We start from the raw sequence: 22,432 nt of genomic DNA, 5'->3' as shown, positions 1-22,432 counted from the left end.
CCCCCTGCTACCCCAGGCCGCCCAAGGCCTCCGGGTCGGCCGCGTCGAGGCGGGCGGCCAGGGCGTCGAGCCGACCGCGCAGGCCGCGGATCTCCTCCAGGTCCAGGCCGGTCGCGGCGGCGATCCGCCGCGGTACGTCGAGGGCCTTCGCCCGCAGGGCGGTCCCGGCCTCGGTGGGGCGCACGGTCACCGAACGCTCATCCTCGGGGCTGCGCCGCCGCTCGACGTAGCCGGCCGCCTCCAGCCGCTTGAGCAGCGGCGACAGCGTCCCGGAGTCGAGCCGCAGATGCTCGCCGATCCGCTTGACCGGCAGCTCGTCGTGTTCCCAGAGCACCAGCATGACCAGGTACTGGGGGTAGGTGAGCCCGAGCTCCTTGAGCGCGGTGCGGTAGACGCCGTTGAAGGCGCGGCTCGCGGCGTGCAGCGAGAAACAGATCTGGTGGTCGAGCCGCAGGAAGTCCTCGTCCTGGCTGGCCCGGTCCAGGCCGGGGGTCGTGTCGAGCGTCTCCATGCCTCCAGGGTACGGGACACCCCATCGCAAGCCATTTAGTTGTGCACAACTTAATTGCACGCTACCTTAGTGAGCACACCCCGACCTGAACGGAACGAGGACTCCATGAACGCGATCTACACCGCCGTCGCCACCGCCAACGGCCGCGAGGGCCGCGCCGTCAGCTCCGACGGCCACATCGACCTCCCCCTCGCCCACCCCCAGGCGCTCGGCGGCAACGGTCAGGGCACCAACCCCGAGCAGCTCTTCGCCGCCGGGTACGCGGCCTGCTTCGCCAGCGCGATGGCCCTCGTGGCGCGCCAGGAGAAGATCGACATCGCGGACGCCTCGATCACCGCCGAGGTCTCCATCGGCAAGGACGAGACGGATGGCGGCTTCGGCCTGGCGGTCGTGATGCGCGCCGAGTTCCCGGACCACCTCCAGGGTGAGGCCGGCGCCGCGCTGCTCGAGAAGACCCACGCGTTCTGCCCGTACTCCAAGGCCACCCGCGGCAACATCCAGGTCGAGCTCGTCGTCGAGTAGTACCGGCGCATGCCCGAGCAGCGCCTGTGATGACGAATGCCCGAGGGCCCGTCCGCGTCCCCTGACGCGTACGGGCCCTCGGGCATGCCAGGGAGGTCAGCCGAAGCGGCCCTCCACGTAGTCCGCTGTGCGCGGGTCGCGCGGGCTGCCGAACATGGCCTCCGTCGGGCCGTGCTCGACGATCATGCCGGGGGTGGACTGCTCGGCCAGGAAGAAGGCGCACTGGTCGGAGACGCGGGCCGCCTGCTGCATGTTGTGCGTCACGATCACGATGGTGACCTCGTCCGCGAGGTCGCGGATGGTCTCCTCGACGCGCCGCGTCGAGGTCGGGTCGAGCGCCGAGCACGGCTCGTCCATCAGCAGGATGCGCGGCCGGACCGCCAGCGAGCGGGCGATGCAGAGCCGCTGCTGCTGACCACCGGAGAGCGCGCCGCCGGGCTGCCGCAGCCGGTCGCGGACCTCCTTCCACAGTCCGGCCTTGGTCAGGCACTCCTCCACCAGATCGTCCCGGTCCCGGGCCGCGATCCGGGTCCCGGTCAGCTTCAGACCGGCGGTGACGTTGTCGTACACCGACATCGCCGGGAACGGGTTCGGCTTCTGGAAGACCATGCCGATGCGGTGCCGGGCATCGGTGAGCCGGCGCCCGCGCGCGTAGATGTCGTCGCCGTCGAGCAGCACCTCGCCGGCGAGTTCGGCGCCGGGGATCAGCTCGTGCATCCGGTTCAGGATGCGCAGGAACGTCGACTTGCCGCAGCCCGAGGGGCCGATCAGCGCGGTGACCCGGCCCGCCGGCATGGTCAGCGAGACGCGGTTGAGGACCTTGTGGGTACCGAACCAGGCGGAGATGGAACGTGCGTCCAGGTGGGAGGCCACGACTGTCCTTACAGGAGGTTGGGGAGGAGGAGCGCCGCCTGGTCGCCGGCCGTGAGGGCCAGCGCGACCAGGACGGGGAAGCCGACCAGCCAGACGTGCGCGCGGGGCACCCGGGAGCGCGCCCACACCAGACCGGCGGCGGCGAGCAGCAGGGCCTGCGACCACAGGATCAGCGGGATCCACGACGAGGGCTGCCCGGCGAGCGGGAGTTCCTCGGCCGGGACCCGGCCGAAGCGGAAGGCCGGGACGGCGCCCGGCTGGGGCGCCGAGATCAGGTCGGCGTCGACCTGGACGACCCCCGTCGGCCGGTACGGGTCGCCGGTCGCGGTCATCAGCGTGAGCCGTCCGGTGCCCGGCTGGAGGGCGGGCGGCTGCGGGTCGCCCTCGTGCCGGACGCCGCTCACCCGGTACGTGTGGTCGCCCTGCCCGGTCGTGACCTTGAAGGTCTCGCCGGGCTGAAGCCCCGCGAGGTGCCGGAACGGACCCCCGTAACCCGCCCGCCGCCCCATGAGGATGCTGTTGCCCGCCTGACCCGGCAGTACGGTGTCGCGCCGGTGGCCGGGCCCGGAGGCCAGCACCTCCGCCGAGGTGCCCTCGCGGACGACCTCCTTCACGCCGAGCTGAGTGATCGTCAACAGGGCCATCGGCGTGCCCGGTTCGGTGGTCGCGCCGATCGGGGTGGTGGCGTTGGCCAGCGAGCCGCGGACCTCGGCGTAACCGACGCGGCGGTCCCGCTCGTGCTTGAGGTGCCCGAGCGGGCCGACCTCGGCGACGAAGCCGAGGAGCAGCGCGCCGAGGATGGCAAGGGCGCCGCCGACGGCCCACAGCCGGCTGCTGCGGGGTGCGGGCCCGGCCGGGGCAGGACGCACGTCCACCGGGGTGGAGGTGGCTGTCATCGCGTGTGCTCCGTACGTCAGTTGTTACGTCAGTTGGTGCCGAAGGTGATCAGGCCGCGTCGGCGGGCCCACCGGACGGCGAAGAAGCCGGTGACCAGCAGGACGGCGCTGAGCAGACCGAGCACGACGGGGTCGGTACCGGTGTCGGCGAGGCCGCCACCGCCGTTTCCGCCGCTCCCGCCGGAGGCGGTCGAACCGCCGGACGACGCGGGGGCGGTGGTCGTGGGCGCCGACGTGCTGGGCGGGATGCTGGTGGAGACACCGACCGTGTCACCGCCGGTGGCCGTGGAGCTCGGGCTCGGGCTCGTGCTCGTGCTCGTAGGCGGCGAGACGGAGTCGGTCGGGGTGGGCGTCGCCGTGGTCGACGGAGTCCCCGAGGGAGTACCGGAGGGCGTACCCGACGGAGTGCCGGACGGCGTACCGGTCGGGGTGTCCGTGGGGTCCGGGCCGCCGGGGTCGGTGTCCTGGTACACGGTGTCGGAGGTGAACCAGATCGACCCGGTGAAATCGCCGAAGGTCTCAGCTCCGAACGCCTTCCGGCACACCACCGTCAGGTCGTACCGCCCCTCCAGCTTGCTGAACCCGGCCTCGTTGGCGTAGTCCCGCATGGTCATGGTCAGCGGCACGGTGAAGCCGGGGCCGTTCGGGTCCTGCGGGTAGGTGGTGAGCGGCGAGTTGCCGACCACGTTCTTGCCCTCGGCGGGGAAGCCCTTGCCGGTCACCTTCACCAGGACGTTGGTGGCGGGCGCCGGGCAGGCGGCCGAGGTGGTCAGGGCGATGTTGCCGTCGTCGGTGCCCGTGCCCGGGTCGACCTTCGCCGTGCCCAGCGGGGCGGCCGAGGCCGTCGGCACCGTGAGGACGCCGACACCGGCGAGGACGACCGCCGCGGCGGCGGCCGCACCGGCCGCCGTCCGCCCGGTGAGGAGGCGGGTGAACTGCACGATGAGCTCCTTGTCGGGGGACTCGGGGGTCTCGGGGGTCTCAGGGGTCTCAGGGGTCTTGGAGGACTCCGAGGACTCGGAGGACTCGGAGGACTCGGAGGACTCGGAGGTGTTCTTCCGGGCCCGGCCCGCCTCGGCCGCCGCCACGCGCCGGTCCGTACGCCGCCGGCGCCGCCGCCACAGGAAGCCGGCGACCAGGAGCAGCAGCAGGGCGAGCAGGGTCCAGGGCACGGCCCACAGCGACACCGAGTGGGTCAGCGAGGGGAGCTTCGGGTCGACGCCGTCCCGGGTCGCGACGGGCTGCACGGAGACGACGGCCGAGGCGCGCACCAGCGGCGCCACATCCTCGGCCTCGGCGGTGACGGTCAGGGCGTTGCCGGGGAGCAGCTCGCCGAGGTCGCGGACGCCCTTGGCGGTGATCGACGAGCCGAAGATCCCGTTGATCCGGACGGCCTGGCGGGCGCCGAGCCGGACGTTGCCGCTGTTGCGGACGGTGTACGTGACGGTGGCAGAGCCGGACCCGAAGGGGTTGAGGGTGCCGTGGTACTCGGCGCGGACGTTCTCCACGGTGAGCTCGGGCTTGACGGCGCCCGCTACTCGTACGTAGACGCGGGCGCCGACCCGCTGGTCGAGCCGGACCTGGTTGCCCTGGGCGTCCTTGCCGGTACCGGAGAGGGAGGCGACGATTCCGCCGGTGTGGTCGCCGGGGGTCACCTTGGCGGGCACGGTGAGGGTGAAGGGGACGATGACGTTGCCCTTGGGCGGGACGGTCACCTTGTTCTTCGCCAGCTTGATCCAACTGCCGGTGTCGCTGGGCTTCTTGTCGGCGGCGAGCAGGTCGAAGCCGCCGTCGACGGTGTTGACGGCGTCGCTCGCGTAGACGGCGAGCGTGAGCGGCTCGGAGCCGTAGTTCCAGAACGCGATCTGGTCGCGGACCGCGGCGCCGCCGGTGACTCCGTACGAGAAGTGCGGCCGCTGGTCGGGCTTCTTGGGCCCGGCGGGCTGGACGCCGAAGACGGCCTTCTTCTTGTCGTCGGCGGAGCCGGCGGCGAAGGCGAAGGACCCGCCCGGCAGCAGAGACAGGACGACGAGCAGCAACAGCCCGACGGCACCGGCTCGTCGGATGAAGCGGGAAAAGGTCATGACGGTTCTCCAGATGTCAGGGGCGGGGCGGAACCCCGGGCGCGCGGTCGGCCGCGCGGCGCGGCTCCGCCCCGGAACTCACGCCTGGATCAGATGGCGGTGAGGGTGAGCGTGGCGGTGTACGTACCGGCCGTCGTGGACGTCGGCACGTTGAGGGCCAGGTCGGCGCCGATGTGCGCGGTGCCGAGACCGGTGCCGTTGGCCAGGGTGCGGGCGGACTTCAGGCCCGCCGTGCCCGTGTCGCCGGGGGCCGCGCCGGACGCCGCCGCGACGGTGGAGCCGGCGGTGACGGTCTGCGCGGGCGCCTTGTCGACGACCTTCGGGGACCAGCCGAGGTTCTGGCCGTTGATGGCGTGCGTGGCGCCGTCGGAGAAGTCGGCGACCTGGCCGCTGACGGTCCAGCCGGGGTTGCCGGCGCGGGTGTCGGTCAGGGTCACCGGGCTGAGGGCGCCGGCCGTGGTGAGCAGGTCACCGTCGTTGTTCAGGACCGGCGAGGGAAGCGTGACCTGCGGGTTGTCGACGCTGATGACGAGCGCACCGGCGTTGACGGTGGTGGTGATGGTCTCCGAGGCGGTCACGCCGGCGAACGCGCCGATCGTGTACGGGATCGCGGCGGAGTCCGAGCCGGTGTACCGGGCCGGGTCGGCCGGGACGAAGACGGCGGTGAAGGAGTGCGGTCCGGCCGGCAGGCCGGAGGTGGTCAGGACGGCGGTGCCGTTGCTGACCGGGACCGTACCGAGCGGGGTGGTGGCGCCGCCGACGGTGTCGGTGAAGCGGATCGAGCCCGCCGCGCCCGCCGGGGAGACCGTGCCCGTGAGGGTGACCGGGCTGTACTGCGGGGTGGACGCCGCCGGGGAGACCGCGAGGGCCGTCGTGGTCTGCGTGGCCGCGGCCGGCGTGACCTGGTAGGAGACGGCCGTCGAGGTGGAGCCGTTGTACGAGGCGTTGGACGGCGTGAACACGGCGGTCAGCGCGTGCGTGCCGGCGGTCAGGTTGCTCGTGGTCAGCGTCGCCGTACCGCCGTTCGCGGTCACCGGGGTGCCGAGGTCGGCCGAGCCGTCCTTGAACTGCACGGTGCCGGCGGCGCCGGACGGGGTGACGCCGGCGGTCAGTGTGACGGCCGTGCCGACCTGCGCGGGACCGGCCGGGGTGACGGCGAGCGAGGTGCTGGTGTCGGTCTTCACGGCCGGGTCGTTGGCCTGGTACGTCGTGTTGGACGTGAACCAGACGGCTCCCGTGAAGTCACCGAGGCTGGTGCCGTTGAACGCGGTCCGGCAGATGACGGTGAAGTCGTACTTGCCCTGGAGGGTGGTGAAGCCCGCCTGGGAGGCGTAGTCGCGCATGGTGGACGTCAGCGGGATGACCATGCCGCCGTTGCCCGCCGTGGGGTACGTGGTGATCGGCGAGTTGCCGACCACGTTGAGACCGCCGGCCGGGAAGCCGGAACCCTCCACCTTCACAAGGACGTTGGTGGCGTTCGACGGGCAGGCGCCCGAGGTGGTGAACGACATGCCGCTGGTGTCCGCGCCGGTGGCGGGGGTGATGTCGAGGGTGCCGATCGGCGCGGCGTACGCGGCGCCCGCGGTGGCCAGGCCCGCCGCGAAGGCGGTGGTGACGGCCGCGACACCGAGGGCCATGGCCCGGGAGATTCTGTTCTTCAGCACGTCAAGCTCCTGATCAGGGGGTCTGCTTGGTGGTGTCGCCGCAGTTCGGGTTGGTCGCGAAGCCGTAGGTGTTGATCACGGCGGTCTGCTTGCAGATGCCGGAGTTCGGGCCGACGAAGGTGTCGCTCCACGGCGAGGTGGCGACCTTGCTGGTCGGGATGACGTTGTAGACGTCGCGCTTCACACCGAAGCCGCTGTTCAGGACCGTCGGCGACAGGCCGTCGACGGTGCCGAGGATGGCCCGGCCGCGCAGGTCCGCGATGGTCTGCGAGGACTGCGACTGGTACTGCGCGATGGAGAACGGCACGATCGACCTGTCGTCGAGCACCCGGCCGTCGTGCTCCTGGACCGGGGCGGTGCCCTTCTTGTCCTTGACGCAGGGGTAGATGCCCGCGACCACGTCGGCCTCGGTGATGCCCATCTGCTGCTGCCAGAAGGAGCGCGTGCCGGAACCGGCCTGCGGCAGGTAGACCGTCATGTCGTAGTTCGGCCCGGCGCCCACGTAGGCGGGGTCGCAGTGGTAGATGGCCTTCAGGTCCGTCAGCGTCAGCTTGCGCGGGATCGACGAGCCGGGCGTGATGGCGTAGGTGACGCCGTCGATCGCGAACGGCACGTACGTCAGACCCGGGTTGGCCGCGCCCAGGCTCAGCGAGGACGAGCGGGCGAAGTCGAGGCACCCGTTGTCGGCCTGGAGCGACGTCAGGAGCGCGGAGCGCCCGGCGCCGGAACCGTTGGGGCGCGCGAGGGTGCAGTTGGGCGTGGTCGCCGGGTTCTTCGTCGTGATGCTGGCGGAGCCCGTGGCGTCGTACGAACCGATGACCTTCTGCCCGTTCACCATGACGACGTCGGCGAGGCCGTTCATGACGTCCTGGGTGGTGTCGGAGCCGACGCCGGAGAGCTGGCGGTACTGCGGAGGGCCGGCCGGGTCGGCGGAGGCGAGGCCGCTGCCGACCGTGACCGCCGCGAGCACCGCAGCGGCGAGCGCGAGGCCGGTCTTCTTCTTGTTCACTGGGGGTTCTCCTCAGCTAGGCTGCGCTCCGGGTGGTGCCCGGGGCGCGTGTGCAGGACTTCCGTTGGCGCGGACGAATCAGACGCTTTCGGGCATCACCTCCTCAGCCGCCGGCGTGCGGCCGCCTGCAGTCGCGGCAGGTACCTCGGCAGCAGCGGGCCCGAGAAGGCCGCGACCGCGCCGACGATCAGACAGACGAGCAGTGCGTTCCGGACGAAGCCGACGGCCCAGCCGGGGGTCGGCGCGCCCACGGCCGAGGCGGCGGGCGCTCCCGGGGACGGCTTCCCCGTGGTGGGCGGCACGGCGGCCTGGCTGGTGCTGGGGCTCGCGGAGGACTGCGTACCGCCCGCGGCCGCTGCGCCGCCGGAGCCCGTACCGGATCCGCCGGAGTCACCGGTTCCGCCGCTCGTCCCGGCGGAACCGGTCGATCCGCTGGAGCCGCCGTCGCCGGACGCCCCGCCGTCTCCCGTCCCCGGGGCGGTCGTAGGAGGTGCTGTCGACGGTGACTTGCCCGCCCCCGTCGTGACCTGGTGCGCGATCTTCCGGGTCTGCGCGCGGAGTGCCTCGGGCAGCGGCGCGTAGCCGTGCGGCAGGGTGCCCGAGGCGACGCCCGGGGTCTGGCCGCCGCCGGCCGCGTACGTCAGCAGGGTGGCGTAATCGCGGCCTTCGGCGGTGGTCAGGTCGGCCGGCACCGTCGCGGCGTAGGTGAGGACGGTCAGCGGGTAGGCCGCGGCGTTCCCGGTGCCCGGGTCGGGCACGCTCACGCCGTCCGCGCCGGGCTTGCGAGCGTTCGCGGCGGCGGTCAGGGACGCCGCGTCGGGGGCGGTGAACCGGCCCGCCGCGTTGAGCAGTTCGGCGCGCAGCAGCCCGTACCGCTCGGCGGTCGCGGTGTCGGTGACGGCGAGCACGGCCCGCTGCCCGGCGGGCTGCGGCGGGTCCTTCTTGTACGCGGGCGGGGTGGCGGTGGCGTCCCAGCTGGTACGGGCCAGGGTGTCGCCGCGCCCGGCCGCGCGCGCGGCGGCGTGCATGTCGGTGGCGTACGGCTTCTTGTCCTGGATGCAGAGCGGGAAGTCGGGCCGGTCGTCGAAGGGCTGGCAGTACGGGTCGCTCTTGGGGAAGGTGTCGAGCGGCAGCGCGAGGTTCTTGTAGTGCGGGTTGACCTTCATGCCGGCGTTCCCGGGGTTCCCGTGGGCGCCCTCGTTGTCGGCGGTCCCCTTCAGGAACTCGGCGGCGGCCGGGTCCTGACCCACCCAGTCCCACAGCTGCCGGGTGGTGTCGGCGAGCGGCTGCGGAACGAGCGCGTCGCCGAGCTTGCCGCCGAAGTCCAGGTCGGCGTACTCGGGGTTGATCCGGATGAACTCCGGATCGCGGCCGAGGTTCTCGGGGTTCTTCGCGACGCTCTCGGCGAAGCGGGAGACGCCGTCACGGTAGGACTCGGTCAGGAGCTTGGCGACCAGCCTCGGGGTCAGCCGCAGGCTCGCCATCCGGGTGCCGTTGCGCTGCTTGACCTCGTCGGGGGCCCGGAAGGACGCCTGGCTCTCGATGAAGTAGCCGATGGTGATCCCGGAGAGCGCCACCGGCGCGTACACGGGCTTGCGGTGGGCCTCGCGCGAGCTGTCGGTCACGGCGGGCCGGCCGACGAAGACCAGGCCGGGCTTGCCCGAGAGCAGCTTGACGCGCGCGGTCTCGTCGGGGACCTGGGCGTAGCCGTAGATGGCCTTGGTGCCGGTCCGGCAGAGGGCGGGCTGCCAGCGGGTGACGGCCTCGGCGGCCATCTCGCTGCCCAGCGTGCCCCGTTCCTCGGCGCCGATCGGGCAGTGGCTGCCGATCGGCTCGAAGCCCAGCGGGACGGTGATGCGGTGCTTCCAGTTGGCCGGGCTGAGCGGCGAGGACTGCAGCTGACCGCTGGACTGACCGGTGTACGAGCTGCCGTCGACCTCGCTGGTGCCGCGCGGCACGATCACCAGCCAGCAGCCCCGGCCGGTGACCGTGCCCTGCTTCTCGATGGCGTCGCCGCAGCCGAGGCCGGGGGCCTCCACGCCGGTCTGCGCCTCGAAGTAGACCTCGCCGTTGCCGCGCGCGTTGGTGCGGGCGTACGGGATCTCGTTGGTGCTGTTGACGTCGAAGAACTCGTTCCAGTTGCCCGGGCTGACGTCGTCGCCGGTGACCGTGCGGAACGGCGCGTAGGAGATGCCGCTCGGGCTGGGCGGCGGCAGCGGCTGGTTCTCGGAGTCCTTCAGGTGGGCGCCGTAGTTCAGCTGCCGGCTGTTGGTGTACGCGCCGGCGGCCTGGTTGCCCGCGCCCGCGCCGAGCGCGGAGGAGCCACCGAACTGGCACTGGTCGGTGCCGGGCCCGCGCTCGTCGCCCCAGCACTGCATGATCTGGAGGTAGTTGGCGGCGTACGCGGTGTCGGAGACGGTGGGCGGGCCCCCGGTCCAGCTGACCTTGACGACCTGGTTGACGAGGTTACGGGTCTGGCTGACGGTGATCTTCAGGTCGGCGAACTCGCCCGTGCCCGAGACGGTCGTCCGCGAGTCGTCGCCGGTGGCGGCGTACGCGGGCGGCGCGGCCGGGTCGAGCCCGGTGCCGACGGTGGCGACGACGGGGACCAGGGCGAGGCAGAGGGTGCCGAGGAGATGGCGCAGCCGGGAACGCGTACGCATACGGGTGCGTGTACGAGTACGAGTACGGGTCATCGTCCTGCCTCCCCCGCGCGGCGGGCGGCGAGCCGGCGGTGCAGCAGCGGCGGACCGACGGTGATGCCGAAGAACAGCGCGGCGCCGAGGACCATCAGGGCCGTCCGGAGCCCGCCGCCCAGGCCTGCGGCCGTGGTCACGGGCACGCCGTACAGGTCGCCGCCGCCCCCGCCGGAACCGCCGGCGTCGCCCGCCGCGATCGGCTGGCCGGTATCGGGGTCGAGCGCGCCCCCCGTGGCCGCGCCCGAGCCGCCGGTCGCCCCGGCGGCCCCGCCCGCTCCCGCCGTACCGCCGGAAGCGCCACCGGTCGCCTCGCCGGTGGCGGCCCCGGTCGCGCCGCCGCCCGAGGCCGTACCGCCGGTACCGCCGCCGGTCGCTCCGCCGCTGCCGCCGCCGGTACCGCCGGAGCCGCCGCCCGAGGAACCCCCGGTCTTGGTGGGGGTCTTGTTGCCACCGGTGCCGGTGTCGCACTGGGTGGCGCCCTTGAAGTCACAGGCGGGCGGGTTCGGCGCGGTCTTGGCGAGGGTGTTGGTCCCGTCGCTGGAGAACGTCGGGTTCTTGCACTTCCTGATGTCGATGGTCTCGGCGGCTCCCCCGGGGATCCGCTTGACCTGCGCCAGGCCGGCCTGGACGAGGTTGATGGGCAGCGGCGAGTAGCCGAGCCGGTCGACCGACTGCTGTCCCTGGCACAGGAAGTAGTAGGCGAACGCGCCGAGGGACTTGCCCTTCTGCGGGTTGAAGTTCGACTCCAGGGCGGTCGGGACGATCATGTAGCTGTAGCTGGAGAGCTGGTACGTCCGCGGGTCGGTGCTGTTGTAGACCTCGTCGAGGCGCTGGGTGAGGTCCGGGTTGATGCCCGCCCTGGTCAGCGAGACCGCCACGTTCTGGGCGGTGGGCTCGGTGTAGTAGCCCTTCTCGTTGAGGATCTTGGCCACCGGGAAGCCGGTGGTGGAGACCGCGTACGAGTACTCGACATAGGTGATCGTGCCCTGGTTGCCCTCCTGGGCGACGTAGCCGGACACGCCGTTGGAGCCGGACTGTCCGACGAAGCCCTTGCCGCCGATCACCGGGAAGTTGGAGGTGGGCCCGCAGGGGGTGCGGCGGCCCGCCTTGCCGCAGTACGCGTCCCATAGCCCGGCGTGCTTCTTGCTGAGCCAGGTGGTCAGCTGGGCGGTCGTGCCCGAGCCGTCGGAGCGGACCACGGGGACGATCCGGCGGGCGGGGAGGCCGGCGGCGAGGCCCGGGTTGTCGGCCTTGATCGCGGGGTCGTTCCACATGGTGACGGCGCCGGTGAAGATCTTGGCGACGTTCTCGCCGGACAGCCGCAGGTTGGTCACCCGGCGGTTGCCGATCTTCAGGTTGTACATGAAGGCCGTGCCGCCCGCGACGATCGGCATGTAGCTGAACTTCCGCGAGGGCGGCGGGTCGGCGACGCCCGAGTCGTTGATGCCGTACGGGATCTCCGAGACGGCGAAGTCGACGGTGCCGTTGCGGAACTGGTTGCGTCCGTCGGAGGAGCCGGTGCCGTTGTAGTTGACCGTCATCCCGTACTGCTTGACGTTGGCCCGCCACTGGTCGAGGGCGTTCTGGCTCCAGGTGGAGCCCGCGCCGGAGACCGGTACGTAGCTCTCGGCGGCGGCGGGCAGCGCGCCGGGCACCACGAGCGCGAGGGCGGTGACGAGCACGGCCAGGCTGCGCCGCAGCACGCGCGCGGGGAATGCCGGTGGGCGTCCGGACATCGAGGGTCTCCTGATCGGTGGCGGGTGGTACGGGTGGTACGGGTGGTGCGGTTCGCGCGGTCGCGCGGGGAGTTCGGATCGCTCGCGGGCGGCCGCGGGTGCGGGTGGCGGGTGCGGGTGGGCGGTGAGAGGGGCGACGGGCCGTCAGCCGACGGGGTGCGGCGGAGGCGCGACGTCCGTCGGCCCGGCGCCGACCGGGCCAGGGCCCGGACCGGCCGGACCCCGGGGCGCCGGAAGCACCGCGTCCGCCTGCCATGTCGACGTGGCCGGCCGGGACTCCATCCGCTCCACGTCCTTCAGCGACGCCGCGGCCCGGCGGCGCTGCTGGCCGCGGCTGAGCTGGCCGGGGCCGCGGCCGCCGATGACCCGGGCCATCAGGAAGAGCAGCAGGACAAGGGCCATCAGCAGCGCCGCGCAGCCGAAGCCTCGGATGATCATGGTCTTCTCGGGCGAGGCGACCAGGGTGAAGGTGGCCAGCGGCAGCGAGGTCTGCGGCCCGTCGAACGGGTTCCAGTTCAGCCCCGTCGCGGCGCCCGAGGTCAGCAGGACCGGCGAGGTCTCGCCGATGCCGCGCGCGGTGCCGAGGATCACGGCGGTGGTCAGCCCGGAGCGGGCGGTCGGCAGCACGACCGTCCACACGGTCCGCCACTGCCCGGCGCCCAGCGCGTACGAGGCCTCCCGCAGCGAACCCGGCACCAGCCGGATGACCACGTCGGCGGCCCGGATGATGATCGGCAGCATCATCACCGACAGCGCCAGCGACGCGGCGAACCCGGACTTGTCCAGACCGAGCGCCAGGATCGCGGTGGCGTAGATGAACAGACCGGCCACGATGGACGGCAGCGCCGTCATCGCCTCCACGATGGTCCGTACGAACCGGGCGTACCGGCCCGGCACCTCGTTGAGGAAGACCGCGCAGGCGAGCCCCAGCGGCACGGTGATCAGCAGCGAGATGCCGATCTGCTGGAGCGTGCCGACGATGGCGTGCACCATGCCGCCGTCGGTGATCGGCTGGAGCGGTCCGGTGCCGGACATGTCCTCGGTGAAGAAGTTCAGGTGCCCCAGCGCCTCGTACCCGCGCCACAGGGCGTACCCCACGATGAACAGCAGCGCCGCGAGCAGCAGCCCCGCGAGCGCGTGGACGAGGGTCTGCGCGAGCCGGGCGCGGACCGTGGCGCCGTTCTCGTCGAGCGAGACGAGGACGGCGTACAGCGCCATGAAGGCGAGGTACGCGACGACGGTGAAGCCGAGCGGGGCGTCGAAGGGCAGCACCCGGCCGAAGACCACGGAGGTCAGGGCCACGGCCGCCGCGCCCGAACCGAGCAGGGCGAAGACGTCACGGGCGTGCAGGCCGGAGGTGACGCGGCGGTTCTCGCCGGGCGCACCGGGCCCGTCGGGGACGACGTCCGGCGTGACCGTGAGCTTGGTGGCGGTCTCGGCGGTGGTCAGGGTCATGCCTCGGCTCCCGTTCCGGACCGGCTGCGCGCGACCACGGAGGACGCGATGAAGTTGACGACGAGGGTCATCAGGAAGAGCGACAGACCGGCGGCCATCAGCGCGGACATCCCGAGCGGGCTGGCGGCTCCGTAGCGCAGGGCGATCAGCGCGGAGACGGAGTTGGCGCCGTTCTCCAGGATGTGCGGCTGGAAGAAGAAGACCGGCGAGATGATCATGACGACGGCGATGGTCTCGCCGAGCGCCCGGCCGAGCCCGAGCATGGTGCCGCCGATGATGCCGCCCTTGCCGAACGGCAGGACGACGGTACGGATGACCCCCCACTGGCTGGCGCCGAGCGCGAAGGCGCCCTCGCGTTCGCCGGGCGGGGCCTGCGCGAACGCCTCGCGCATCACCGAGCAGGCGATCGGGGTGACCATCAGCGCCACGACGATGCCGGCGATGAAGGTCGAGGAGGTGTAGACGGTGGCGGGCGCGAGCGGGTCGCTCGGGTCGGCGCCGTCCACGGTGAAGATCGGGATCCAGCCGAAGTACGTGGAGATCCACCGGGCGAGCCCGGTGATCTGGGGCTGGAGGAAGAAGAACCCCCACAGTCCGTAGACCACGCTGGGCACGGCGGCCATCAGGTCGACGAGGCTGACCAGGGTCCGGCGCAGCCGGCGGGGCGCGTACTCGGTGATGTAGAGCGCGGTGCCGAGCGCGAGCGGCAGGGCGAAGGTGATCGCGGTGGCGCCGATGAGCACGGTGCCGGGCAGCACGGCGGCGATGCCGAAGCGCTGGGAATCGGGCTCCCAGGCCGCCTCGGTCACGAACGACCAGCCGGCGTCGCCGAGGGCCTCGGCCGCGCGGACGCCGAGGAAGACGCCGACGAGCGTCATCGTGACGAGGACGACGGCGCCCGCGCCGCGCGCGCCGCCGCGGAAGAACCGGTCGGCGGGGTCGCCGGCCTTGGACCGGGCGCGCGGCGCGTCCGTGTCCGGCGCGACGGCGGGGGTCATGGTGGTCACAGGGCGGTCCCCTTGACGGCGTCGGGCAGCCGCAGCCCGCGCAGTCGACGTGTGTACGTGACGTTGGCGGCGAGCTGGCCCTCGGCGGCGGCGGTGAGGAAGAGCTGCAGGCTGTGGCGGCACTCGCGCTGGCGCCGGAAGGTGCGGGCGGCGACCGCGACGCACCGCTCGTCCAGGGCGAGTTGCCAGCTCCAGACGCCGGTGGTGGCGGCCATGGTGACGTGGGGGACCGCGCGGTCGAGCCCGTCGCGCAGCCTGCGGACGGCCGCGCTGCAGGCGGCGTGGCCGCCGTGGTGGTCGGGACCGCGCCCGAGTGCGTGGTTGTTGGCACCGACGAGCCGCCAAGTCACGGCTTCGACGCCGACCTCGCCGGGCGTCCACTCGTGCGGCGCCTGACGTCTCTCGACGTCGACCCATGAGACAAACAGAAACCGTGGCCGAGACATGGAACCGCCCCCTTCGCCCGGACCCCACGCGTGGCCGACAATCGACTACGCGGTCATAGCTGCGCGCATGACAATCACGGCGCTGAGCGCTGGGGGCTACACGGACCGGTGAAGCAGAGACGGAGAAAACATGAACGAGGGGTAGAGGTCCTCGGGAGGTGTCGACGCGCACCGGAGCCGCTCGGTCCGCTGTTGTACGGCACTGAGGGAGTTGCGGCATTCGACGGCGCACGCGGGAGGCCACGCGCCGGGGGACGAGTTCCGGCCACCGGGGCCGATTCGCGGCGGTGCGGGCGGGCGCGTGGGGCGACACGTGGCCCGGCTCACAGAAGATCGGGACGGGACCGGACGGGGCCGACAGCGGGCCGGCGGTGGGGCGGGTGGGACTCGAACCCATTTCGGTGACGCGTCTCACCTGCGAAGACGCCGAAGGAACGGACAAATCTATCCGTTTCCATCCGACTGCATCCCCCTCGATCCTGCTCGATCGGGGACTGTTACTGAGGTTTAACTCGTGATGTCGCTGGGTTGCTCAGGTGGGTCTGATGGTCAGGCCGGTCTCGGCGAGGCAGCCGTCTATGAGGTCGCTGCGGTACTGGATGTGCCGTAAGCCGCGTCGGATGCGCTGGACGAGGTGTTCGGGGGTGCTGAAGGCGACGTTGGAGAGCCAGCCGCGCCGCAGGAGGGACCAGATCCCTTCGACGGGGTTGAGGTCGGGTGCGTAGGGTGGCAGGTAGTAGATGGTCAGCCAGTCCCGGGCTTCGGTGAACTCTCGCAGTCCGGCGGCCTTGTGGACGTTCAGGTTGTCCCAGACGAGCACGATCGGGCCGCCGAGCTGCTGATGGGCGGCGATCAGCAGGTCCCGGTAGTCCTGCCAGGAGAAGCTCTTGCGGCCGTCACGACGGCCGTCGTCCCGGCGCGGCCGGTAGATCAGCCGCGACCGGTGGCCGGGCTTGTAGCAGGTCAGCGCGGCGATGGACACTCGCCTGCGGGAACGGCCGCGAACCCGCACCACCGGGGTCCGGCCGCGCTGTGACCAGGTCTTGGCCTGCGGCGGCGTCATGGAGAATCCGGCTTCGTCCTCGAAGACGAGCCAGGCTCCACGGGCCGCCGCGAGTCTTCCGCGCAGGGCCACACCTCCTTGACCCACCCGGCCACCGCCTCGTCGTCCCGCTCGATCGCCCGTCGGGCCGGGACCTGGCAGGACCAGCCATTGCGCACCAGCATTTTCCGCACGCCCTGGACCGTGTAGGTCAGGTGGAAGCGCCGGCCGATCACCGTCTTCACCCGGCTCAGCGTCCAGCGTTGGTCTTCCCAGCCGTGCGCGGCCGGGCCCTTGGCCAGCTCCGCCTCAAGCTGGGCGAACTGCTTCTCGCTCAGCCTCGGCAGCGACGCCGGCCCCTGTGACCGCAGACCCCGCGGACCGCCCTCGTCCCACATCTGCCGCCATCGCTGCACCGAGCGGACGCTGACCCGCAGGTCCTTGGCGATCACCGAACTCGCCTCACCCTGGGCGAACCTCTCGGCCGCCAGGAGCCGTAACTCCTCGCGGAACTTCTGCCGTTCGGCGGTCAGCCCGCCCCCCTGTGGATACCGCATGCCCCGGTGATACCGCACGATCGATGAGGCGTCAGCCCCTACGACTCCACGAGTTCAACCTCAGTAGGCGTTCGCCACACCACTCCTCTGCGTCCCGCACCTACCGAGCTTAGGAAATCTCCATCCGCCAGCGTCCCCGAGTCAATGCATAGGTTGCCATGGGCTCCCCACGCCCTGGCCCATGTTCGCCCGCTGCGCGGAATTACGTTGCGTAGTGCCGCAACTGTGCGTTCGGGCGTCCACCCGTTGACGGTGAGGGCGCCTCACCCTCGCTGCCGGAGTCGGCGTCCGGCTCCTACTGTTTGGCCTCGGCCAGGGCCCACGAGCGCAATCACTACGGCCATGGCCGGGGCCCTGCTCCCGACGGCTCTGGCCCTACCCACCTCCGCGGAGGACGGCGAAGCCCGCAGGTAGGATCCCCCGCCGACGCCTGAGATCCGCATGCCGCTGACCCGGACGGATCACAGACGCCATCGCCGCTCGAAGCTCTCGCGAACCCCGATGCCCAGCCAGTTCCTGTCCCTGCGAAAGGCAACACGCGGAACCGAACCGTGGACCCGGCGCACACCGACGGGACAGCCGGGGCCATCACCCCGGCCACTACCAGCCCGCGCAACCGAAACGGCCCGGAGAATCCGACGGACCGTCACGAAATCGAGTCCAACCTGGGTGTTATAAATGCTCCACCTGGGTGACACCGCACTTCAGAGCGAGTAATCAGCCAACGAGGAAGGGGAGGAACGTGGCGGAAGAAACGCGACGAGCGTGGGGGCGCGTAGTGCAGTGGCTGGAGGAGAACGCGCCGGGGAACGCTGCCGCGTTGGCCGCTCCTGCTTCAGTGGGTGAAATCGCCGCTGCGCAGAGTGCTATAGGGGTGACTTTTCCGCAGGAGCTCCGTACGTGGCTGCTGGTCAACAATGGTGTCCGTGCCGCTGAGAGTGAGCTGGACCGCGCGCATGCCCACGACGATGGCTGCTTCCTGTCGTCGGGCTGGCATCTTCTGTCGACCGATCTGATGGTCAAGGTGCATGAGCGGCAGATGCCTTCCCCGAACGAGTCCGCTGATGATTCACCGTGGCGCAGGAGCTGGATTCCGTTCGCTGTCGAAGCGGATTGGATGTACGGATACTTCGTCGATGAAGCGAGTGGCGCTGTTGGTTCATGGGGCGACTACGGGGAGGTCAAGCTTGCCGAGTTCCCTTCGCTCTCCACGTTCTTCGATCACCTTGTGGAGGAGATGCAGACGGTTCGCACTGTGACCGACGGGCGCCTCGACTGTGACTGATAACCAAGTCTGAGAATCAAAAGGAGAGGGCCACCGGATTGTTCTTCCGGTGGCCCTCTTCGTTCAGCTAGGGACTAGGGCAGGACGAATCCGTCCAGGTCGACCCAGTAGTTGTCGTCCTGGTGCAGACGCTGCCGGCCGATGAAGGCGCCGAACGGCTGCATCGACTGGGTGTTCTGCCAGGTGGACATGCTGGACCGGCCGCAGGGCTCGTTGTACGTCGGGAGCGGGGCGTCCGGACGCAGGTGGATGGACGAGGTGCCGTCCGCGTTCCGCTTGATGTACGTCTGGATGCACTCATGGCCGTTCTTGGTGACCGGGTTCGTGCCTCCGTTGGAGATCGGAGTGCCCGCGCTCTGGTAGGCGTTGGCGAAGACGAACTCGTCGCAGCTGATGCCGTCGGTCTTGCCCCACAGGTCGGAGAAGTCTCCCGTGCCCTGGAACTTCTTGAAGGTGGAGCCGCAGATCTTGGCGCGGTTCCGGTCCTTCTGGGGCTTACCGGAACCGTCGTCGGCGAGCTTGTCGGCGAGGTAGGTCAGCGGCTTGCCGCCGTTCTTGTTTCCGTACGTGATCTTCGTCTTCTTCCACATGAAGGCGATGTGGGCCGCCGCTCCGGGGAACTTCTTTGAGTTCAGCACGTAGGTCGGCTTGTAGTACGAGAACACGCAGCCGGTTCCGGCGTTGACCACGACGTTGTCGCAGCGGATCGTCAGTTCGTCCTTCTCCGCCGTCAGCGTGCTCTTCGTCGGAACGCTGTCCAGGGAGCCGCTGAAGGACCAGTGCGGAACGATGACGTCCGTGCCCGTACCGTTCCAGGTGGTCTTCTGCTCCAGCTGGTACAGGCTGGTGTCACCCTTGTTGAACGTACCGCTACCGCTGGTCGTCGTCTTGGGACCGAGGACGCAGTAACCGCGGCAGTCGAAGTTCACGTCGAACGATGCCCTCGTGGCGTTCGTCATGCTGTCGAGGCCGATCGTGACCCGCTGGGTGATGACGTTGGTCCGCGGGTCGACGTCGATTTCGTGCCGGTAGTCGAACTTAGCCTGCTTGGCCGGTGTGGTCTGGGTGGCGGGCTGGTTGATGTAGACCTCGTCCACCACGCACGCGTCGGTCCGCGTGTACGTCATGGACATTTCCACGATCGAGCAGGACACGGTGTCACCGGTCGAAGTAGCCGCGGACGAGGCGGCGGTGGTCGAGGCGGCGCCGGTCGCCCGCGCGGTGGAGGCAGCGTCGGTCGTCTGGAAGGTCGTAGCCGCAGAGCCGGCGACGCCCAGGCTGAAGAAGCGGTCGGAGATGCTGCTCGGGGGTTCCACATCGGCCGGTTCCGGCGCGTTCGGGTTCGGGCTCGGGAAAGTCCCCATGTTCATGCCGTTCCACACGCCTGGTGCGAACGCGATGGCGTCGAAGGCGATGTTCGCGCTTCCGTCGCCTCCGTTGAAGTTGTCCAGGCTCACTTCGGGCGTGACCCCGTTGAAGAAGTACGCGCCGAGGTCGACCCACTTGTTGGACTGGTTGGCCTTCTGCGAGATCGTCACCTCCTCCACGCCGTCCTGGGTGGTGATCCGGTACGTGGCGGCACCAGTCTGGGCACCGTGGTCGGGGATGTGTGCGAAGACCTTCGCCTGACCGTTGTGGGTGGTGATCTGGCTGCCGAGCCTCCAGGTTCCGGTGACCTTCATGCGGTCGCCCGGGGCGGGGAAGGTCTCGGGGGAGCGGGTGTGGGTGAACCAGAAGTGGTTGCCGTACGCGGCGCCGATCTGGTGGGTGTCGATTTTACCGGGGTAGGTGGTGATCGTGGCCCCGGTCTCGGCGTCGATGATGTCGGAGGGCTGGTACGTCAGATTGAACGTTCCAGCGGACTTCACCGGACCGCATCCTCGAGTGTCGGATCCTGCCGGGACCGTGCCGTTCGGCACATCATCGATGATCAGCGCGTTGCTGGGGATGTCGGTGTTGGTGCAGCGGGGCGGGTAGGCGGTGCCGTCCGGCTGCTCCGGGTAGCTGGTGTTGAACCGATGCACCGCGTAACCGCACTCGGCCGCCTGGCCACAGTCCTTCCACTGCGCGGACTGGCCCCACCAGCAGTGCAGCCAATTCGGGTTGGTGTCGCTGTCACCGCTGTCCAGCTTGCATGCGCCCAAGCCGGGGTCGTTGGAGTCGGTGTCGCTGATCTTCGACGGATCGCAGTCGTTGGAGGCGTCGCAGAAGGTGTCGACGGGCGGCTTGGAGGTGACGCGGTCGATGACGGTGTTCCACCAGGCGGGCCGGTATCCGGCCTGGAAGTCGCCCGGGGCGAACATGGCCGAGATCGGGCGCCCGGCCCAGCCGATCACCTTCTCTTGGTAGGGCCAGTCCTGCGGGTGCGCGGCGTGGCTGTAGTCGTCCTTCGAAGCGTCCAGGGCGTTCTGCAGGAACGGGACGCGGTTCGCCTTCCACAGCGGGTTGGCGGGGTTGTTCGTCCAGCCCACGCCCCTGTGTCCGGCGGAGTCGGGGGTCTCGTAGAAACCGGAGTTGTACGCCCACAGAGCGTAGAACCAGTTCTCGATCCACTTGGGGTGGCCGTCGTTGATCTTCATGCCGGCCCGGCGGGTCTGGTTCCACTTGTCGGACAGGATCCGCGCGCCGTAGGCGATGTTCGCGGTGTAGTCCAGCGCCACGGCTTCCTGGGTGAGCGTGCTGAGCGCGGTTTCACCCTCCTTCTCCTTGCCGGGCAGGCGCATGCCGTCGGTCGCCTGGGTGATCCCGTAGCCGCAGTCGGCTTCGGACCAGTTGATGCGCCACGGGTCGGCCTGGGTGCCGTCGGAGGTGTACTGGGTGCCGTAGTAGTTGCCGATCAGGCTGTTCGCTGTCACGCCCGGCACGGCGAACCTGGTGGCCTGCCACATGTTGGACTCCTGGGCGGTGATGCCCAGGAGAATCTGCGCGGGGACGTGCCACTTGTCGTTGGTGCCGTCCTCGGTGTCGAGGGTGCCGTTGGGGTCGCCTTCGAGGACGAGCGGCGGGAAGAGTCCCTGCGGCTGGTACCCGCCCGTTCCGGTGTTCTTCCAGTCGGGCGAGCGGTAGAAGTCCAGCTTGCCCACGACGGCTTGGTCGACGGCCCACTCCACCTGGCGCGGGGTGGGCTGGAACGCCTGCTTCTTCACGTCGTTCCGCGCCACCGCGCAGTACCGTTCGTCGGTACCCTCGCTCGGGCCGGTCGGCGATGCGGACAATGCCTGGACGCCCATGCTCTGGGCGGACATGCCGGTGGCGCCGCTGCCGGCCTTTGCACCGCCGGACAGCACCGGAGAAGTCCGGATGCCCGTGGCGGAGTTTTTGCCGTTTGCGGCGGGCTTCGCGTCGAGGGTGACCGTCTTGCCCGTGGTCAGCAGCTTGAGTTGCATGCGCGCGGAGCGGACGGCGCTGCCTTCCTCCTGGGTGATCAGGCTCGTCTTGCCATCAGCCCACGTGGTGGACACGGCGGCCCGTCCCAGACTGGACATGCGCGCGCCCTTGTCCAGACCTCCCGGATTGGCGATGCGGGCGGGCAGCTTTCCCTTGCTGTCGGCCTTGCCGGTGATGACCACGCGTCCGGAGGCCGTGCGGGTCAGATCCCAGGCTTCGAGCTTCCCTCCCGCCACCGTGGCAGCAGCAGTCCTGCCACCGCGCGTCTTGGCCGGGGTCAGATACTGGGCCCAGCTCCGCGGCTCGATCGACGCCTTCTTGTCCAGCTCACGGTCGATGAACGTCACGCCGCCGTCGGCATCGGCGGTGAGCTGGAACGGCACCGTGCGCGTACGCACGAGCTCGGTTTCCTTGGCACCGTTGAGGCGGACGAGCCTGTTGCCGTGTGCGGCGACGATTCCGTTCTTGGTCGGGATCGCGGAGGTGACCTGGCCGGGGAACGTGGCCGACTTGGACTGCTTGCCGGTCTTCGCACCCACGGTGATCAGCCGGGTCTGCTGCTTCTTGTCGCCATCATGCGTGAGTTGCGTGAACACCACCTGTTCGCCATCGCCGCAGCCGGGGCTGAAGTACGCGAGTGATGCTGTGAACGGCAGCTTGGTGACCTGGCCCGTGCCAAGGTTCACGACGGCAGTGAACGCACCGCGCACCATCAGCTCGGGCCGGTTGGTGAATGTACGAGGTGCGTAGGCAACGGCCGCGTACTCGCCGGAAGAGGTCAGGCAGGCGTTGCCGATCCACGCGTCGGCGTCGAAGCCGTCCTCACGCAGCGTGGCAGCCGTCTTCCATCCGTACCCGTTGGCCTCGTCGGCGACAAGCAGGTGGAAGCCGGCCCCGTCCCCGCTCGTGGTGAAGGCGGTGTCCCTGGACGCCTTGTACTGAGCGCCAAGAGTCTTCGCGCGATCCTTCGCGGGGATCGCGGACGGCTTGGCAATGGTCGTCTCCGGCTGATTCTTCCAGCCTTGTGCCGCGCTCTTGGGCGGGGTGGGCTCAGCAGCCTGAGCGGGCAAGCTGAGCGGTATCGCGAGCGCGGTGGCCATCGTGACGGTTACAGGCACGCGCAAGCGCCCTATTCGTCTTCTTATGTGTTTCACACGTTTCCTTCATGGGGATTCGATCCACGCCTGATGACGTGGACACCCCACGGCACGACCGCATGTCGCGAGGCGCCATGGGGAAGCCGGGAGTTACTGGCGGCA

General features: G+C 70.4%; 16 protein-coding genes. 2 read left to right on the top strand and 14 right to left on the bottom strand.

Annotation, left to right across the window (positions count from 1 at the left end):
• Positions 1 to 7: 7 nt before the first annotated feature.
• Complete coding sequence (locus tag Q5762_RS24715) at positions 8 to 511, bottom strand: MarR family transcriptional regulator (RefSeq protein WP_315894419.1); 504 nt, start codon at positions 509 to 511, stop codon at positions 8 to 10.
• Between the two features lie 105 nt (positions 512 to 616).
• Here Q5762_RS24715 and Q5762_RS24710 point away from each other — a divergent pair, with 105 nt between their 5' ends.
• The gene (locus Q5762_RS24710) at positions 617 to 1,033 is read left to right on the top strand and encodes an organic hydroperoxide resistance protein (RefSeq protein ID WP_315894472.1); all 417 of its coding nucleotides are present in this window, start codon (positions 617 to 619) and stop codon (positions 1,031 to 1,033) included.
• 96 nt (positions 1,034 to 1,129) lie between these two features.
• Here Q5762_RS24710 and Q5762_RS24705 read toward each other — a convergent pair whose 3' ends face one another.
• The 12 genes from Q5762_RS24705 to Q5762_RS24650 form a co-directional block, all read right to left on the bottom strand.
• Positions 1,130 to 1,906 carry a phosphate ABC transporter ATP-binding protein gene (locus tag Q5762_RS24705; protein ID WP_315894418.1) on the bottom strand — a complete coding sequence of 259 codons (777 nt, stop codon included), beginning with the start codon at positions 1,904 to 1,906 and terminating at the stop codon, positions 1,130 to 1,132.
• Between the two features lie 8 nt (positions 1,907 to 1,914).
• The gene (locus Q5762_RS24700; RefSeq protein ID WP_315894417.1) at positions 1,915 to 2,802 is read right to left on the bottom strand and encodes a sortase domain-bontaining protein; all 888 of its coding nucleotides are present in this window, start codon (positions 2,800 to 2,802) and stop codon (positions 1,915 to 1,917) included.
• A 29-nt stretch (positions 2,803 to 2,831) separates the two neighbouring features.
• The gene (locus Q5762_RS24695; RefSeq protein WP_315894416.1) at positions 2,832 to 4,886 is read right to left on the bottom strand and encodes a WxL protein peptidoglycan domain-containing protein; all 2,055 of its coding nucleotides are present in this window, start codon (positions 4,884 to 4,886) and stop codon (positions 2,832 to 2,834) included.
• 89 nt (positions 4,887 to 4,975) lie between these two features.
• Complete coding sequence (locus tag Q5762_RS24690) at positions 4,976 to 6,550, bottom strand: Ig-like domain-containing protein (protein WP_315894415.1); 1,575 nt, start codon at positions 6,548 to 6,550, stop codon at positions 4,976 to 4,978.
• Positions 6,551 to 6,563: 13 nt separating this feature from the next.
• The gene (locus Q5762_RS24685) at positions 6,564 to 7,559 is read right to left on the bottom strand and encodes a substrate-binding domain-containing protein (RefSeq protein ID WP_315894414.1); all 996 of its coding nucleotides are present in this window, start codon (positions 7,557 to 7,559) and stop codon (positions 6,564 to 6,566) included.
• A 95-nt stretch (positions 7,560 to 7,654) separates the two neighbouring features.
• Entirely contained in the window at positions 7,655 to 10,222 is a 2,568-nt protein-coding gene (locus Q5762_RS24680; RefSeq protein ID WP_315894413.1) for a hypothetical protein, read from the bottom strand.
• A 29-nt stretch (positions 10,223 to 10,251) separates the two neighbouring features.
• Positions 10,252 to 11,994, bottom strand: coding sequence for a phosphate ABC transporter substrate-binding protein PstS (locus tag Q5762_RS24675; protein ID WP_315894412.1), 1,743 nt, complete (start codon positions 11,992 to 11,994; stop codon positions 10,252 to 10,254).
• Positions 11,995 to 12,138: 144 nt separating this feature from the next.
• Positions 12,139 to 13,449: a phosphate ABC transporter permease PstA gene (pstA, locus tag Q5762_RS24670; protein ID WP_315894411.1), complete on the bottom strand. Its 1,311-nt coding sequence runs from the start codon at positions 13,447 to 13,449 to the stop codon at positions 12,139 to 12,141.
• The gene (gene pstC, locus Q5762_RS24665) at positions 13,446 to 14,447 is read right to left on the bottom strand and encodes a phosphate ABC transporter permease subunit PstC (protein ID WP_315894471.1); all 1,002 of its coding nucleotides are present in this window, start codon (positions 14,445 to 14,447) and stop codon (positions 13,446 to 13,448) included. Before pstC ends, pstA begins: the two co-directional genes overlap by 4 nt.
• A 5-nt stretch (positions 14,448 to 14,452) precedes the next feature.
• Positions 14,453 to 14,806 carry a hypothetical protein gene (locus tag Q5762_RS24660; protein WP_315894410.1) on the bottom strand — a complete coding sequence of 118 codons (354 nt, stop codon included), beginning with the start codon at positions 14,804 to 14,806 and terminating at the stop codon, positions 14,453 to 14,455.
• 628 nt (positions 14,807 to 15,434) lie between these two features.
• Positions 15,435 to 15,965: a transposase gene (locus tag Q5762_RS24655; RefSeq protein ID WP_315894470.1), complete on the bottom strand. Its 531-nt coding sequence runs from the start codon at positions 15,963 to 15,965 to the stop codon at positions 15,435 to 15,437.
• Positions 15,962 to 16,501: a winged helix-turn-helix domain-containing protein gene (locus tag Q5762_RS24650; protein WP_315894409.1), complete on the bottom strand. Its 540-nt coding sequence runs from the start codon at positions 16,499 to 16,501 to the stop codon at positions 15,962 to 15,964. The genes Q5762_RS24655 and Q5762_RS24650 overlap by 4 nt, the downstream gene beginning before the upstream one ends.
• A 742-nt stretch (positions 16,502 to 17,243) precedes the next feature.
• Between Q5762_RS24650 and Q5762_RS24645 the strand changes: the two genes are divergently transcribed.
• Positions 17,244 to 17,786 carry an SMI1/KNR4 family protein gene (locus Q5762_RS24645; RefSeq protein ID WP_315894408.1) on the top strand — a complete coding sequence of 181 codons (543 nt, stop codon included), beginning with the start codon at positions 17,244 to 17,246 and terminating at the stop codon, positions 17,784 to 17,786.
• A 74-nt stretch (positions 17,787 to 17,860) separates the two neighbouring features.
• Here the strand turns inward: Q5762_RS24645 and Q5762_RS24640 are convergent, their stop codons facing one another.
• Positions 17,861 to 22,291, bottom strand: coding sequence for a hypothetical protein (locus Q5762_RS24640; protein ID WP_315894407.1), 4,431 nt, complete (start codon positions 22,289 to 22,291; stop codon positions 17,861 to 17,863).
• Positions 22,292 to 22,432: the final 141 nt, after the last annotated feature.

Source organism: Streptomyces sp. P9(2023) (assembly GCF_032436795.1).
Lineage (GTDB): Bacteria > Actinomycetota > Actinomycetes > Streptomycetales > Streptomycetaceae > Streptomyces.
Note: the sequence above shows the minus strand (reverse complement) of the source record. Positions and strands in the feature narration are given on the sequence as shown.